Annotated in this window: 9 protein-coding genes; 7 read left to right on the top strand and 2 right to left on the bottom strand. The window is 65.7% G+C overall.

The window, feature by feature from the left end; all coding sequences use genetic code 11:
* Window positions 1–425: 425 nt before the first annotated feature.
* Window positions 426–3,917: a protein kinase gene (locus ACFWAY_RS40890; RefSeq protein WP_378514555.1), complete on the bottom strand. Its 3,492-nt coding sequence runs from the start codon at window positions 3,915–3,917 to the stop codon at window positions 426–428.
* A gap of 1,184 nt (window positions 3,918–5,101) precedes the next feature.
* Between ACFWAY_RS40890 and ACFWAY_RS40885 the strand changes: the two genes are divergently transcribed.
* The 5 genes from ACFWAY_RS40885 (at window position 5,102) to ACFWAY_RS40865 (ending at window position 9,015) form a co-directional block, all read left to right on the top strand.
* Window positions 5,102–5,497 carry a MarR family winged helix-turn-helix transcriptional regulator gene (locus ACFWAY_RS40885; RefSeq protein WP_378514554.1) on the top strand — a complete coding sequence of 132 codons (396 nt, stop codon included), beginning with the start codon at window positions 5,102–5,104 and terminating at the stop codon, window positions 5,495–5,497.
* Complete coding sequence (locus ACFWAY_RS40880; RefSeq protein ID WP_378514553.1) at window positions 5,494–6,159, top strand: NADPH-dependent F420 reductase; 666 nt, start codon at window positions 5,494–5,496, stop codon at window positions 6,157–6,159. The genes ACFWAY_RS40885 and ACFWAY_RS40880 overlap by 4 nt, the downstream gene beginning before the upstream one ends.
* 46 nt (window positions 6,160–6,205) lie before the next feature.
* Window positions 6,206–7,288 (top strand): Atu2307/SP_0267 family LLM class monooxygenase, encoded by a 1,083-nt coding sequence (locus tag ACFWAY_RS40875; RefSeq protein WP_378514552.1) that lies wholly within the window; start codon window positions 6,206–6,208, stop codon window positions 7,286–7,288.
* A gap of 482 nt (window positions 7,289–7,770) precedes the next feature.
* Entirely contained in the window at window positions 7,771–8,088 is a 318-nt protein-coding gene (locus ACFWAY_RS40870; protein WP_378514558.1) for a DDE-type integrase/transposase/recombinase, read from the top strand.
* A 486-nt stretch (window positions 8,089–8,574) separates the two neighbouring features.
* A complete protein-coding gene (locus tag ACFWAY_RS40865; protein WP_378514551.1) occupies window positions 8,575–9,015 on the top strand; it encodes a nuclear transport factor 2 family protein in 441 nt (146 codons plus the stop codon).
* 373 nt (window positions 9,016–9,388) lie between these two features.
* Here ACFWAY_RS40865 and ACFWAY_RS40860 read toward each other — a convergent pair whose 3' ends face one another.
* A complete protein-coding gene (locus tag ACFWAY_RS40860) occupies window positions 9,389–11,455 on the bottom strand; it encodes a GAF domain-containing protein (RefSeq protein WP_378514550.1) in 2,067 nt (688 codons plus the stop codon).
* A gap of 761 nt (window positions 11,456–12,216) precedes the next feature.
* Between ACFWAY_RS40860 and ACFWAY_RS40855 the strand changes: the two genes are divergently transcribed.
* Window positions 12,217–13,114, top strand: a protein-coding gene (locus ACFWAY_RS40855) for an IS5 family transposase (protein ID WP_378514557.1) whose coding sequence is annotated in 2 segments (ribosomal slippage) — window positions 12,217–12,555 and window positions 12,557–13,114 — 897 coding nt in all. Because the reading frame shifts where the segments join, the coding sequence is not laid out codon by codon here.
* Window positions 13,115–13,470: 356 nt separating this feature from the next.
* Complete coding sequence (locus tag ACFWAY_RS40850) at window positions 13,471–15,081, top strand: MFS transporter (protein ID WP_378514549.1); 1,611 nt, start codon at window positions 13,471–13,473, stop codon at window positions 15,079–15,081.
* Window positions 15,082–15,181: the final 100 nt, after the last annotated feature.

Below are 15,181 nucleotides of genomic sequence, written 5' to 3'. Positions count from 1 at the left end.
ATGTCTTCATGTTAGATCGATTATCGGTTGAGACACCGCAACGACACGCAGTATTAGTGGCTACATTTCCGAATCGATTTCCGTCGTCTTCTCAGGTCGATCATGCAATCTCCGCCGAGAGCTACCGCAACTTCGGACTAACCGTCATCCGAGCAGGCGCCTCACGAATTATGTTGCGCCACTGACCGACCACTTGTCTCTGGAGAAGAGGGCTCCAGGTTCGCATTGGGCCGCAATAGGTCGATGCCGAGAGCAAGGATCAGCACGGCCGGGAAGGAATCGACAACGAGCACGCTGTCCGGAATCGCGATCCTGCTGCAGGACGGATTTTCGAGGTTGGCGCGGCGCTCGAGCGCCCCCGCCGGAACGGGGACTGAAGATTCGGCGTTTGCACGGCACTGCACCCGTCATTGACACCGCATTGGTCAGGTCGGCTGTTTCTCCAGATCGGCGAGATACTCGTCCAAGCCGACGGAGACGGTAGCGGCTGAGCGTTCATGGAGATGTGTCCGAAGATTTCTTGCCAACTCGGTCACCGCTGGTCCGGCGTCGAGCATCGGCCGGAACAGACCGAGTCGAGCGCACTGTTCGGCGAGCGGCACCAGTGCCGTCAGCGCGGCCTCGTCGCGCCCTGCGACGGCCAGGGTCTCCACCTGCAACAAGGCAGCATTGAGGAACGCCCGCGGACGGGCCCGTCGATCGATCGACTCGACGAGCGCGTGTGCCCTCTCGCACACGGTGCCGAGATCCTGTCCGTCAGTCCGTGCGATGAGGGCCGCGCGGATCGCCGAGTCCTCCTCCAGCTCTGCGGTCATGATCGCGATTCCGTTGTCCCGGTCGTGATGATGGCATCTCTCGCCGGCGATGTCCGGGTTGCCCGACCCGGGCCATCCGAACCCGGCCCGGATCCGTTCGTTCGCGACGCAAGCTGCCAATCGCGGCAACCGCAGTCGTTGCGCCAACCGGCCGCCCTCGTCGAGACGCGCCTTCGCCGCCTCCCGCTGCCCGAGCACGCTTTTCAGTCGCGCACCCGTCCCGTAGGTGGCGAGCATGAAGTCGACCGTGCCGCCCTCCGCGCCGAATGTGTGACTGCGGTCGAGGAGACGGTCGGCGTCGGCGAGGTGCCCCTGATCGTAGAGAAGGTCGCCGAGCAGGGCAGCGGTGCGCCGTGCACCGTAACCCACACCATCCTCCGCCTCTGTTGCCACCTCCATGGCATGCCGGAAACTCGCCTCCGCGGCCGAGAGATCGAGTTGTTCGCGCGCGGCGATCCCCGCCATGCAGTATCCGTAGATGACGCTGAAGGGGCCGCTGGACTGTTGGTGGAACGGAAGCGCCCATTTCTGCCATCGCAAGGCCTCGTCGAAGTCGAAGCGGTGTATCGCATGGAAGGACGCGAGGTCGGCAGCTCCGCCCAAAACCCATGGTCGCAGAGTGCTTGCCCGTGCCAAACATCCCTCCACTGCCTCGTCGAGCCCATCGAGTTCGTCGTCGAAGACGGTGACCGTCGCCCGGATGAAGGCGGCCTCGACGCGCAGATCTTCGGTAGCGCTGTCGTCGACTCCGGTGCCCAGTGCTGTCTCCGCGACCGCAAGAAATCGTTCGGCGTCGCGTGGGCGGTGCAGGAGTGCGTGCGCCCACGCGATCGTGATCTGCAGACGGGGGTGATGGGAGGCCTTCTTCGCCGGCAGTTTCCCGGCGAGGCCGAGAAGAGTTCCCATCTGCGACTGCTCGAGCAGGTCCATCGCAACATCCTCGACGAGCGCGACAGCGTCGTCCTCGTCGCCCGCGAGGAGGTAGTGGTCGACTGCCTGGCTGAGAAGGTGCCGGCCCGCGAACCATCGGCCCGCTCGCCGATGGAGATCAACCAGCCGAGCGGGGTCCTCACGCTCGAGGCGGCGGTGGAGGAACTCGGCGAACAGGTGGTGATAGCGGAACCACTCCCCCTCGTCGTCGAGGCGTCGCAAGAACAGGTCACGTGCCTCGACGTCCTCGAGCGTGGCTTGCCCCTCCAGGTTGCCGGTGAGCGCGCGCGCCAGACCCCCGCTCGTCTTCTCGGTGATCGAGGTGGCGAGGAGGAAGTCGAGTGTGCGAGCATCGAGACTGTCGAGGACATTCTCGGCGAGGTACACCCCGATCGCCCGATTCCCACCGGACAGGTGGTTGATCAGCTCCCGCGGATGCGGGTGATCGCGCAATGCCAGCGAAACCAGTTGCAGTGCCGCCGCCCACCCGTCCGTCGACTGTTCGAGCTCGACGATATCGGGTTCTTCCAGGTCGAGCCCGGTGCGGTCGACGAGCAGCTGCGCAGACTCATGGACATCGAAACGCAATGTTGCGGAGTCTATTTCGACCAGCTCGTTGCGAACTCCCATTTTGCTGAGGGGAAGACCGAGCCGGGTACGGCTGGTGACGATCAGGTGGAGATGGTGGCAGCCGTGCTCGAGGAGGAACGCCAGCGCGGACCGCGTGTCTTCGCTCGTCACCCGGTGCCAGTCATCGATGACCAGAGCGACGTGCTGGTCTGCCGAGTGAAGCCTGTCGATCAACGAGGTGAGCACAGACCTAACGCGGCCAGAGCCGTGGATCTCGAGTTCCCGGACCAGTTCCCGGCCGAATCCCGGTTGCGCCACAGCGATGGCCTCGATCAGGTGGCTGAGGAACCAGATGAGCGTGTTGTCGTCGTTGTCGATCGTCAGCCACGCCGTCACCACTTCCTCCCCCCGCAGTGCCTCGAGGCGCTGGGCGGCGAGTGTGCTCTTACCGAACCCCGCGGGTGCGTGAATGAGCACGAGACGAGGACGACCGCTCCGGTGTAGGCGTTCGAGCAGGTGCGTGCGCGCCACCGTCGCACCAGGGGTGACCGGCGGACGGTACTTGGTGGACGCACTCGGCGGCGGCGGCTGCTCGACCCCTGTCAGGGCGCTCGGCCGGTGTCGAAGGTATTCCGACACACCGCGCGCGGGAATCTCGTCCGACGCGCGGAAGGGGCGATCGTCGTCACCGGCGATCGGAAGCGGGATGACCGCCATCGCGAAGCCGAGCTGTTCCCCCGCCCCGCGCAGCGCGGCCCCCAACTCGGCCGCCGTGCCGGGCCGATCCGCCGGATCGCGGGCCATCGCCGCCTCGACTACCGTGCACACCGCGTCGGGGATTCCCTCGTCTCGAAGATTGGGCAGCGGATCCGTGCCGATGCGCAGAAGCTGCGCGAAAACCTGCTCCCCCCGGCGCCGGGCATACGCCGGCCGGCCCGCGAGCGCGGTGAACAACGTCGCACCGAGCCCGTAGACGTCGGTGACGGTCGAGGCATCGGCGCCGCTGAGCAACTCCGGAGCGGTATACGACGGCGATCCGGCCACCACCCCCTGGGTGGTCTCCTCCCCTCCGGTGATCCGGGCGATGCCGAAGTCGGTCAACTGCGGTTCGCCGTACTCGGTCAGCAGAATGTTGGCCGGTTTGATGTCGCGATGCACTACTCCCCCGCGGTGCGCAGTCTCGAGAGCGCCGGCGAGCTTCACACCCGCCGCCAACGCCTCGGCCACCGTCAAAGCCCCATGCTTGGTGATCCACGAGTCGAGGGAGTCGCGGCGATGAAACGGCATCACGATGTACGGGCGTCCGGTGTAGGTAATTCCGGCCTGCAGGACGTGAACGATGTTCGGATGCCCGGACAATCTGCCCATCGCCTGCTGCTCACGCAGGAAACGTGCTCGATCCACATGGTCGAGATCGGAACTGAGGACCTTGACCGCGACCACCCGATCGAGAGCCGGCTGCCGACATCGGTAGACGATGCCGAAGCCGCCGCGGCCGGCAATTCGCGCGTCCTCGAAACCTTCGGCCGCCAACTCGGCAACGATGTCGGCATCGACCTGACGTTGGGTGCTCTCCACTGAGTTGTCTGCGTTGTCCGGCATGGCGACCTCAGCGCGCCGTGACCGGTTCATCGATCCGCCGCGTCCAGGCTGTCCAGCTGCCCATGAGGTCTCCTCACGATGCGATAACCCCATTCTAGGACCGTCGGCCTCACCGGTCGCCGACGAAAGATTGTCGACATCGGGAGGCGCCGACCCGGCGGTAGCAGCAGCAGCCGAAAACCAACCTCCGCGAGTCCCGCGACGCCGGATACGCAGGTCGTCGATGCCAGGACGCCGGAAACAGCCACTGCGGCGCCGGACAGGGGGACGCGTGAACTCCGCCCAACCGGTACCCACTGCGGCCCAGGCGCCTGGCGAGGCGGCGCCGACCATTTCACGGCTTCCGCGAACCGCTCCCATCGGCAGTTTCTCTCACCGGCCCTGACGAAAACGCACGTCGACGACCTCCGACTTCGACCTGCAGAGCAAACCGTGCGAGGTCCTGCTGTTTTGTGAGCGACGCTGCGTAAATGTTGTGACAGATGCTGCTCAAAACGGCGTATCCGCCGCCGCCCCTGAACTCAGTCATTGAGAAGAGGCATCGACGGCGATGCCTTCGAGCGCGAAACAAGCGGTTACGCCCACGAACGCGGACTCATTGTCACGCGGCGTGTGTCCAGCGTTTCCAGTAGCTCGTGTCAGGCCAGCGCACCCGCATCCCCGGCACCCCCGGTGGGTCTGTGGCGGGGCGCGCCGGACCAGCGCGTGCGCGCGGAGGTCCGAGGGCCCCACCGGCCCCGGGCGTGGCGACCACCGAACAGATGCCCAGGCCCCGGCCGACGGCATTCCCTCGGATCCGGCGTGCGTCCCTCCCCCGGGCGCCCGATCCCGCTCCGTCACTCCGTGCGTTGCGCCTGCACGACAACCGGTCCCTCTCCGCGACAAGTCCGCGGATGTTCGGTGACTCGCCGAAAACGTTGCCATCACTACCTTCGGTCATATCCCCGACACTGTCGACACCACTCACCATCGCCATCTCGCCGGTGATTGACGTATCAATATTGATACGTCAATCATACGCGCTATGATTGACGTATCAATGAGATGAGGTGCGGATCGTGAGAGAGGGCAACCGAGCTACCGGCGCGGCGGCAGGGCGGCGGCGGATCACTGCGGAGGAGCTCGCGATTTGGCGGTCGCTGCTCGACACGACCGGCGAGCTTCGGAGAATCCTGGGGACGAAGTTGCTGCAGGAGACGAATCTTTCACCGGCCGACTATCAGGTGCTGCTCGCGCTGCGTGAAGCTGACGGCATGCGGCTGCGATCATCGGAGCTGGCGGCGACCATCGATTGGGAGCGAAGCCGGCTGTCGCATCACCTCGGACGGATGGAGCGTCGCGGTCTGATCCGCCGCGACGAGTGCGCGACCGACAGCCGCGGCGCGGAAGTCTCGCTCACCGAAGACGGAGCGGGGGTGTTCCGGCGTTCGACCGCGCCTCATATGAGGGCCATCAAAACGCACTTCGCTGACGCCTTGACGCCCGAGCAGTTCGAGGCGCTCGCCGACATCCTGCAGGCGCTGCAGCACCATCTCCACCCCGAATCGACCGTCGCTTCTGGCGGGGAGGGCCGTTCATGACCGGTGCAACGGTGTCGCCTCTGCGGTTTCCGAGGATCGCCGTGCTCGGTGCGGGGCACGTCGGCCCAGTGATCGCGCGGGTCGCGATCGCCGCCGGCTATCACGTGTCGATCGCGGCCTCCGGGGACCCCGAGAAGATCGCACTCATCACCCAGGTGCTGGCACCGGGAGCCGAGCCGCGGTGGGCCGCCGACGCCGTCGAGGGCTCCGACCTGGTGGTGCTGGCGATCCCGCTCCACAAGTTCGCGGCCTTCGACCCTGGCGTGGTGGCGGACAAGCTCGTCGTCGACACGATGAACTACTGGCCGCCCATCGACGGCGTTCAGGCGATGTTCGACGACCGCCGGTACTGCAGCAGCGAGATCGTTCAGCATCGGCTTTCCCGGTCGACGATCGTCAAGACCCTCAACCACATCGGCTACCACGAACTCGAAGACGACCGCCGACCTGTGGGATCCCGGGAACGCCGCGCGCTCGGCGTCGCCGGCGACGACGCAGGCGCGGTGGACGTGGCGGCGGACGTCATCGAGCGCATCGGCTACGACACCGTCCGGCTGGACAGCCTGCGCGCCGGCCGCCGCCTCCAACCCGGCGGCCCCGCCTTCGGGGTATCGCTGCGCCGTACCGAGTTCGAACTGGCCCTGCGCGCCGAAGCCGCATAAGAGCAGCCACGCGCCCTTACCCACTCACACCAGATAGAGATTCGACGTGACCACAGCACCTTCAGACCATGTACGAGCCGCCGCCGACGAACCGGTGCAGTTCCCACTCGTCTTCGGCCTCGACACCTTCGGCGATGTCACCCACGACGATAACGACCGCCCACTCTCACATGCACAGACAATCCGGAACGTCGTCGAACAAGGCGTCCTCGCCGACCAGGTCGGCGTCGGCTTCTTCGGGATCGGTGAACACCACACCGACGACTTCCCGTTGTCCGCCGCCGACGTGGCGCTCGCCGCGATCGCGGCACGCACCACCCGCATCCACGTCGGGTCGGCAGTCACCGTGTTGAGCTCCGATGACCCGGTCCGGGTGTTTCAGCGCTACTCCACGCTCCACGCCGTCTCCGGCGGTCGCGCAGAAGTCATCCTCGGACGAGGCTCGAGCATCGACTCGTTCCCGCTGTTCGGGTACGACCTGGCCGACTACGAGGACCTCTTCGAAGAGAAGACCAACCTCTTCGCCGAACTGCTCGACGGCGGACCGGTCACCTGGCAGGGCAAGACCCGCGCATCGCTATACAACCAGGACGTCGTGCCGCACACCGAATCCGGACCGTTCCCGGTATGGATCGGGGTCGGCGGCAGTCCCCAATCGGTCATCCGCGCCGCACGCTACGGCTTCTCGCTGATGCTCGCGATCATCGGCGGCACCCCGGCGCGATTCACACCCTTCTCCCAGCTCTTCCAACAGGCCCTGCAACGCTTCGGGCGCGCCGCCCTCCCGGTCGGAGTGCACTCGCCCGGTCACATCGCCGACACCGACGAACAGGCCCGCGAAGAGTTCTGGCCGCGCTACCTGGAGGTCATCCGCAGTGTCAGCAAGACCCGCGGATTCGCCGTCCCGACCAAGGAGTCCTTCCTGCACGAGATCGGTCCCCACGGCGCGCTCTACGTCGGATCCCCAGAAACCGTCGCCCAGAAGATCGCGCAAAATCTCACCACCCTCGGCGCGACCCGCTTCGACCTGAAATACGGCATGGGGGGTCTGTCCCACCAGGCACTCATGACCAACATCGAGCTCTACGGCACCCACGTCGTCCCCCGCGTCCGCGAACTCCTGGCGTGATCGCACACCGGTGGCCGCGCTCATCGACATTCACCACCGTCGGGCACCGCCGATGAGGGCACCCCTTCGAGGACAGCGACAGAAAGCGACTTCCAGGTTTGCCGTTGCCTCTCAGGCTCGACTGCCCGGTTGTGCCCCGACATGCACCGCCATCGTCGTACTTGCTACACGAAGCTGCATCCGAAGCGAGAAAGACTATGGCCCAGCCGATTTCGGCTGGCTTCGACCAACGCGAAGACCTCGTACTTCGGCCCTGCGCATCGCGGCGTGGCGTGAAGTACGCAAGGCCAAAGCCGAACGCACCGAGAGTGAACACGAGGCCCAGGCGGAGCCTGAACGTCACGACGAACAGATGAGCGCATTGTTGCACGCCAAGGACGACAGGATCGCGGTCCAGGCCCGGATGTCGAGAACATTCCCGTGCTGATCGACTGCCCGCCACAAGTACTTCCGGAAAATCCTGAGGAAGCAGGGCCGAGCACCTGGGGTTCTGGTCACCGACCAACTGTCCAGCTACCCGGGCGCACACCACAACACCAGGTCGTCGGTGGAGCACCGGCAAATCGAAATATCTAAACAATCGGGCCGAGAACTCGCATCAACCGACCCGGCAACGAGAACGGTCGATGAAGGGCTTCCGCTCGGTCGGCTTCGCGCAACGGTTCCTGGCGGTGTTCAGCCGGATCTCCCCACATTTGCGGCCGCCCCTGCACCGCATGACCGCCGCCGACTACCGAACCGAGATCCGTTCCCGATTCCAACTGTGGAATCAGGTCACCGAACTGCTCTCAGCGGCCTGAACACCGCCCCGCATGTCACCCTCCTACGCCCGAAAACAGCGGTCCCCAATCAACTTGACAACGCCCCCCGAGGGGGATTTTGGATCACCCGAGGGCCACTTGCCGACCGGCCCCGAAGGCATGAGCCGTCGCTAGCGATGGTCAACAGAAGAAAGAGACAAACCCCGTCGGCGCAACGCCGCGACGACCGCCAACGCCTAAGCGGATCGACGTCGGTGTCGCCGACCGCAAAAATCCCCGCTCCGTCGACGGCCTGTCGGACCTGGTATTCGGAGACACGCGGATCTGCACCGAGGACGCAGCGAAAGGTGCTCGCGGGCACAGTCATTGTCCGCTAGGGGAGATCGTCGTCTCGCCGCGAGACGATCGCCCACGGTCTTCGCTCCCAGCCAACGGCGGATGCGCTCTCTGCCACCGGTGTGGCACCGATCAGCTTCGCCGAATTCGCGTCCACGACCGCTCCGGCGTGAAAGTAGACTCGACATCGTGAAGGCGCCCATTGCCGACCTCGCGGATTTCGCCGCGCTGGAGCCGTTCTTTCGGATCATCGAACAGGGTCTGCATGGACTGGTTCCGCCCGGTCACTTCTTCGACCTCCTCGCAGAAGGCATCATCGTCGACTACGTGATCACCGTCCCCGGGTACCCGCGGCACATCGAGGGCCGTTCCGCCGTCGCCGAGCTATACCGCCCCTACGGCACCACAATCGTTCTCGACCGCTGCTTCGATCTGGCCGTCCACCACGATCCGACCACCGGAGTCGTGGTGCTCGAGTACGCCTCCGAGGGCCACGCGGTCGGCACCGGACATCGATACGCCAACCGATACATCTCCGTACTCACACTCCACGACGGGGAGATCTCGCACTGGCGGGACTACCTCGACCCGATCGCTGTGTTCGACGCCCTGGGCTGGCCACCACACTGACCTCCCACCCCGACATCCCCTACGTGTCAGCGGCGAGCAAAGGGGGGTGCCGCCGGACCATCTCGCAACAAAACAACAAAACACGGACGGTCGCCTTTCGGCTGATCATGTGCCCCATGCTCTGCGGGCTTCTGTCGGCGGTGGTGCTGGCATCGCGATGCCAGCACGGTGGGCAGCCGATCAGGGCTGACGTTCCTGGCGATGGCAGGTTGATACTCGGCGTCGCCCGCACCCGCAGCGTCACCGCGTCGCGGTGGCTCCGGCCCGCCGCCGCGGAACATCGAAATAGCGCTGCCCCAGAATCACCGCCGGCAGAGAACAACGCCAGAACCGGACCCGCGAAGACACCCAGAGCAATCCGCGTGCTGCAGAATCAGACCGGCTCGAGCGGGATGGTGACGTGCAGCGACGTCCCGCTTCCGACTGGACTCGTGATCTCCAAGTGTCCGCCGAGCGCCTCGACGCGGTCCATGAGGCCGATCAGTCCTGACCCGTTGCGGGAGTCGGCGCCCCCAACGCCGTCATCAGCGATCACGAGATCGAGAGTGTCCTCCTCGGCTCGTGCGGACACATTCACCTCGGAGGCGTGGGCGTGCTTGGCGACGTTGGTGAGAGTTTCGGAAATCACATAGTAGGCGGCGACTTCGGCAGATTCGGGCAACCGCCGGTCAACGGCGACGTCAACGGTGACAGGGACGGCCGAGCGGCGAGCGAGCGTCCGAATGGCAGAGCCCAGACCGCCCTTCGACAGTATCGCCGGATGGATCCAGCGCGAGAACTCGCGGAGATCCTCCGACACGCCGGTCAACCCCGACACAATGTGAGACAGCTGCTCCTTGAGGTCATTCCGTTCGGGTGGTGTCAAAGCCTCGGCCACGCGTAGCTCGAGCCCGAGCGAGACCAGCCGCTGTTGAGCCCCGTCGTGCAAATCGCGCTCGAGGCGGCGGCGGGTCTCGTCGGCGGCCGCAACAATCCGGGCCCGCGAGGCGATGAGTTCGGCGCGGGTGGCGGCGTTGGCGATCGCGGTCGCGACAAGGTCGGCGAAGTCGCTCATGCGCGCCTCGGTATCCGTGGGTAGCGGCTCCGGTCGCAACGAGCCGACGGCCGCCATTCCCCAGACCCGTTCGTCGACGATGATCGGGACTGCCGCCGTGGAACGCAGGCCCATTTTCCGAAGCCGTGCGGCAATGGACCCCGGAGCATTCTGAAGCTCCACGCCGTCCAGGCGTGCGGCCCGGCCGGTGTGAAACACCCTCGAGGCGATGTTGTCGCCTTCCAACAAGGTGTGGCGTTCGCCGGCACGCGGTGCCCGCTTGATCCCGGGAGTGAGGGCAGCCACGGCGACAACTGTCACCATGCCATTTTCGAAGCTGCTCACCGACGCGTTGGCCGAATGCAGGCAACGGGCCATCTCGTCTGCCACCACCGAGAACACCTCCGACGGGCTGACCCCCCGCGCTACCAGCGTCGCCACCCGCCGCAGCGCCGCCTGCTGCTCGGCGAGCACAGCAAGCTCGTCGCGGCTGGCCTGCAGTTCGGCGCGGGTGGCCGCGTTGGCAATGGCGGTCCCGACGAGATCGGCGAAGTCGGCGATGCGTGCCTCGGTGTCCGGCGGCATCGGCTCGGGGCGCCTCGATCCGACGATTGCCGAACCCCATAATCGGCCGTCGACGATGATCGGGACTCCCACTATCGAATGGATGCCCTCGGCCCGTATGCGGGCGGCCTCTGGACCGGACGCATCTTCGTGGCTGTCGATCCGGGCGGCGCGGCCGGTGTGCAGCACCCGCGCTCCGACGTTGTCTCCCGCCAACGGAATGCGCTCGCCGGTGACGGGCATCGTCGTTATCCCCGGCTCGTACTGAACGGCCACCACGATCGCCGTACCGTCGGCCTCATAGCGGAGCAGCCCGGCGTTGACCACATGCAGGCAGCGTGCCAATTCGCCGGCCACCGCCGCGAACACCTCCGACGGGGTCGCCCCGCGCGCCACCAGGGTTGCCACCCGCCGCAATGCGGCCTGCTGGTCTGCGAGCACGCTGAGCTCGTCTCGGCTTGCCTCGGCCTCGCGGCGGCGGTGATCTGCCTCGGCGGCGCGCAACCGGGCCTGGCCCGCGAGAATGTTGGCCAAGAGCGCGATGGGCAGAAAGATCACGATAGCCACCCAGTCCTCGGCCCTGACGGGGAGCACACCCCCCGCGGTCTCGAGATGGAAGTACAGATAGACAAGGGCACTCGCCAGCGTCGTCATCACCGCCAGCCCGAACCCCCACCCAGCGGAGACCACCAGGACACCCAGCAGGAAGACCGCACCGAAGGTGTTCCCAGGGGCGAGGTACTCGAGCAGAAGTACCAAGAAGCTCTCCACCACGATCAACGACGCGGCGACCACGAGCCCGAGCCATAGCGGAGGAGCCGTTGGGCGCACCAACAGCGGCATCAAACGAGCACGCAGCGGTCGCGCATCTGGTGCCGCATCGGAATGGCCGCCCGCCGACGTCGCCCCTGGCCTGGGCAACGACCAGCCGGGCAGCGGTAACCACTTCCGCGTCATCACGCCAGCTCACACCATGTTGCGGACCTGAACAAGGCCATCTGCATCATAGCGGGGCGGCAGGGTACCCGCTGCGGCGAAACGATCGCCGAGTTACCCTTTCGGCACCGCGGGATTCACCGCAACTACCTGAACGGCGCCGTCCTCGCACGCATCGATCCAGACCAGACACGTTCCAATGTCGCAAGCATGATTTCGAATTCGGCTCGGTTCGTGGCCGGTGCCGCCGAGTGGGGCGTCGCCACCCGACCCCTGTTACTCATTCCATCGCGTGCAATCGTCCGTGTTAGACGATCCTTCTGTAGGACATGCCACCACTGTGGTCGAGGACTCACGCGACCAGCAAGTTCCGGAGTTGTCTCGTCGGGACGTCGCTCGAAGTCTGTCTCGAGAACTTGAAGCCAGGATCTCCATCAACGGAGTGATATCGCGCGGATTCACCCGCGTGGCGGCACACCCTCGGAATCGTTTCCGATCCGCATACGCTCCAAGAGTCGAATGAACCCTGCCACCCGGAATGCTTGCTGCCGGTCAGCCTGCAACGCCGCGCGGCCTAGCCTGTAGCCGGACACGGATTACCAGTACTAGGGCGTGTCTCCCAATGATTTGGGGTTTCGTGCGGCAACATGTTTGCTGTGACAGAGGTGATGGATCGATATCAGGTGTTGACCGAGAAGCAGTGGGCGTTGCTTGCGCTGCTGTTACCCAGTTCGGATGGGCTGCGGGGGCGGAAGTTCCAGAATAACCGGCTCGTGGTGGAGGGGATGCTCTACCGGCTGCGTACCGGGCTCCCGTGGCGGGATCTACCTGCGTATTTCGGCCCCTGGAAGACGGTGTGGAAACGGCATCGACGCTACGCGGGGGATGGAACGTGGGACCGGGTACTCATGGCCCTGGCCGCGATGGCCGATGCCGGTGGCGACCTGGATTGGGCGGTGTCGGTGGATTCCACCGTGGTGCGGGTGCACCAGCACGGCGCCAACGCCGCGCGTGACACAGGGGGATCTACCGAATTACACGAATCTGCTTGACGAACCGGCCGATCACGGCATCGGCCGGTCCCGCGGCGGGTTGACCAGCAAAGTTCACCTGGCGTGCGATGGCGACGGACGTCCGTTGTCGGTGTTGGTGGGTCCTGGCCAGGCCGGCGACAGCCCGATGTTCGGCCCGCTCCTGGAGGGAATCTGCGTGCCGCGCATCGGTGGCGGCGCACCCCGCACGCGCCCGGACGAGGTCCGTGCCGACAAGGCGTACACATCCAAGGCCAATCGAGAGCTGCTACGCAGCAAGGGCATCAAGGCGGTCATTCCCGAGAAGTCCGATCAGGTGGCCAACCGCAAGAACAAGGGCAGCGCGGGTGGGCGTCCACCGAACTTCGATGCCGAGGCGTACAAGGGCCGCAACGTGGTGGAAAAGGCCTTCAACAAGGCAAAACAGTGGCGAGCGGTGGCAACCCGGTATGACAAGCTTGCCCTGACCTACCGGGCCGGATTCCTCCTCGCCGGCATCGTCGAATGGCTCAAACTATTGGGAGACATGCCCTAGTGCAGGTCGGCGCGCCCGTCGCCGCGGCGACGACCACGCAGGCCGTAATGCACAGTGCTACTGGACTATTGACTGCCATATACGCTACCGATCTGGCCGGGACTCCCGTGTGCGCGCTCCATGCAAGGTGTAGCCCGGTCGCACAGTGGGCGCTGTTCGGCCATCATGCACTCAAGGCTGCTCACCTTAATCCTTCTACGGCCCCGGGTTTCGCGAGTGTCGCTATTGAAGCTGGCGGGTACACCAATTCTGCTGCTGGCGGCAAGCGGTAATGGGTGTCAACGTCAACGACAACCGATGGTGGAAACGCGATTCTAGGAGCTATGGCAACGCTCCCATCCAAAAAGTTCAGGCCGGTGTCGCACGACACTCGCGTCGGTACCGGTGCTTCACATGATGCACGGATCGACGCTGCCCGGTACCGGGCTTCCCGGCGCACCGGTGTGCGCGGCAACCCGTGGTGGACCCTGGCCGGAGTGTCGATCGGCGTCATCATGGTGGGCCTGGACGCGTCGGTCGTCGCGATCGCCAATCCACGCATCGCCATCGACCTGCACGCGTCGCTGGCCGATCTGCAGTGGATCACCGATGCGTACCTGCTGGCGTTGGCTGCCCTGCTGATCTTCGGCGGGAAACTGGGCGACCGATTCGGCCGCCGCCGGGTGTTCCTGATCGGCGTCGTCGGCTTCGCGGCAATGTCGGTGGGCATCGGCCTGATCGGCACCGTCGGCGGGGTCATCGCCTTGCGTGCAGTGCAGGGCGTCTTCGGGGCGCTCCTGATGCCCAACACTCTGGCCATCGTGCGCGGCGCATTCCCGCGGGAGAAACTCAATACCGCGGTCGGAATATGGGGTGCCGCGTCCGGCGTGTCGATCGCGGCCGGACCGATCGTCGGAGGCCTGCTGGTCGAGCACGTCGGTTGGCAAGCGGTCTTCTTCATCAACGCCCCGATCGCCGCCGCCGCATTATTGATCGGCGGGCTCGCGATCACCGAGCGCAAGAGCAAGATCGCGCAGCGGCTCGATGTGCCCGGGATCATTACGCTGAGCGGCGGGCTGTTCTTGATCGTGTTCGGCCTGATCAAGGCTCAGAACTGGGGCTGGCTGGCCAGCGAAACGGTCGGCGTAATCCTGGCGGGCCTGGTGGCCATCGCAGTATTCGTGATGATCGAACTTCGCACCAACGAACCACTGCTACCGATGCACCTGTTCGCGAACCGGTCCCTGGCGATCGGCACCGCGGTGGTCACCATCAACTTCTTCGCGCTCTTCGGTGCGCTGTTCTTCATGACGCTGTACCTGCAAAATGTGCAGGGCTACAGTCCGGTGGCAGCCGGTGTGCGCACGCTACCGCTGAGCGTCACGCTGATGGTGGTGGCACCGCTCAGCGGGTTTGTCACCAAGAAGTTCGGGCCGCGTCCGGCCATGGTTGCCGGACTGGCCAGCGTCGCGGCCGCCCTGTTCTCGCTGACCTTCCTGGAAGCAGGGTCCGGTTATCGGGCCCTCTGGCCGGCGTTCGTGCTGTTGGGCGCGGGCATCGGCCTGGTGCTGACGGCGGCGTCCGATGCCATCGTGGGCAATGCCAGTGTCGACGACGCCGGGGTGGCCGGCGGTCTGCAAAGCACCGCGGTCCAACTCGGCGGCGTCATGGGTACCACGATCCTCGGCTCCATCCTCACCAGCCGTGTCGGTTCGGTCCTCGTCGCGGAACTCACCGGCGCGGGTACCCCGCAGCCCGTCGCCGCCACGCTGGCGGCGGCCAAAGAGTTGGTCGCTCAGGGCGTCGCGCCGACTGCGGGGACGCCGAGCCAACTGTCGTACGCGATCACCCAAGGCAGCCACGCCGCGTTCATGGCCGGCCTGCACACCGCGATGATCGTCGCGGCGGCCGCCGCCGGCGTCGGCGCGGTGCTGGCCTTGTTCGCTCGGCGCGGGAAAGACGCCGGCACCGCTGTCGCCGCCGTCTGATGAAAAACAGTGATGGCCGCGATCACCGGGATTGGACCGGGAACCCTTGATAGCCAACGATTATTGTCCGGTCGGTAACAGGTCTTGGACGCGGCAGCGC

Source organism: Rhodococcus sp. NPDC059968 (assembly GCF_042738615.1).
Taxonomy (GTDB): domain Bacteria; phylum Actinomycetota; class Actinomycetes; order Mycobacteriales; family Mycobacteriaceae; genus Rhodococcus_F.
The sequence above is the reverse complement of the archived record's forward strand: the minus strand, read 5'-3'. Positions and strand labels throughout refer to the sequence as shown.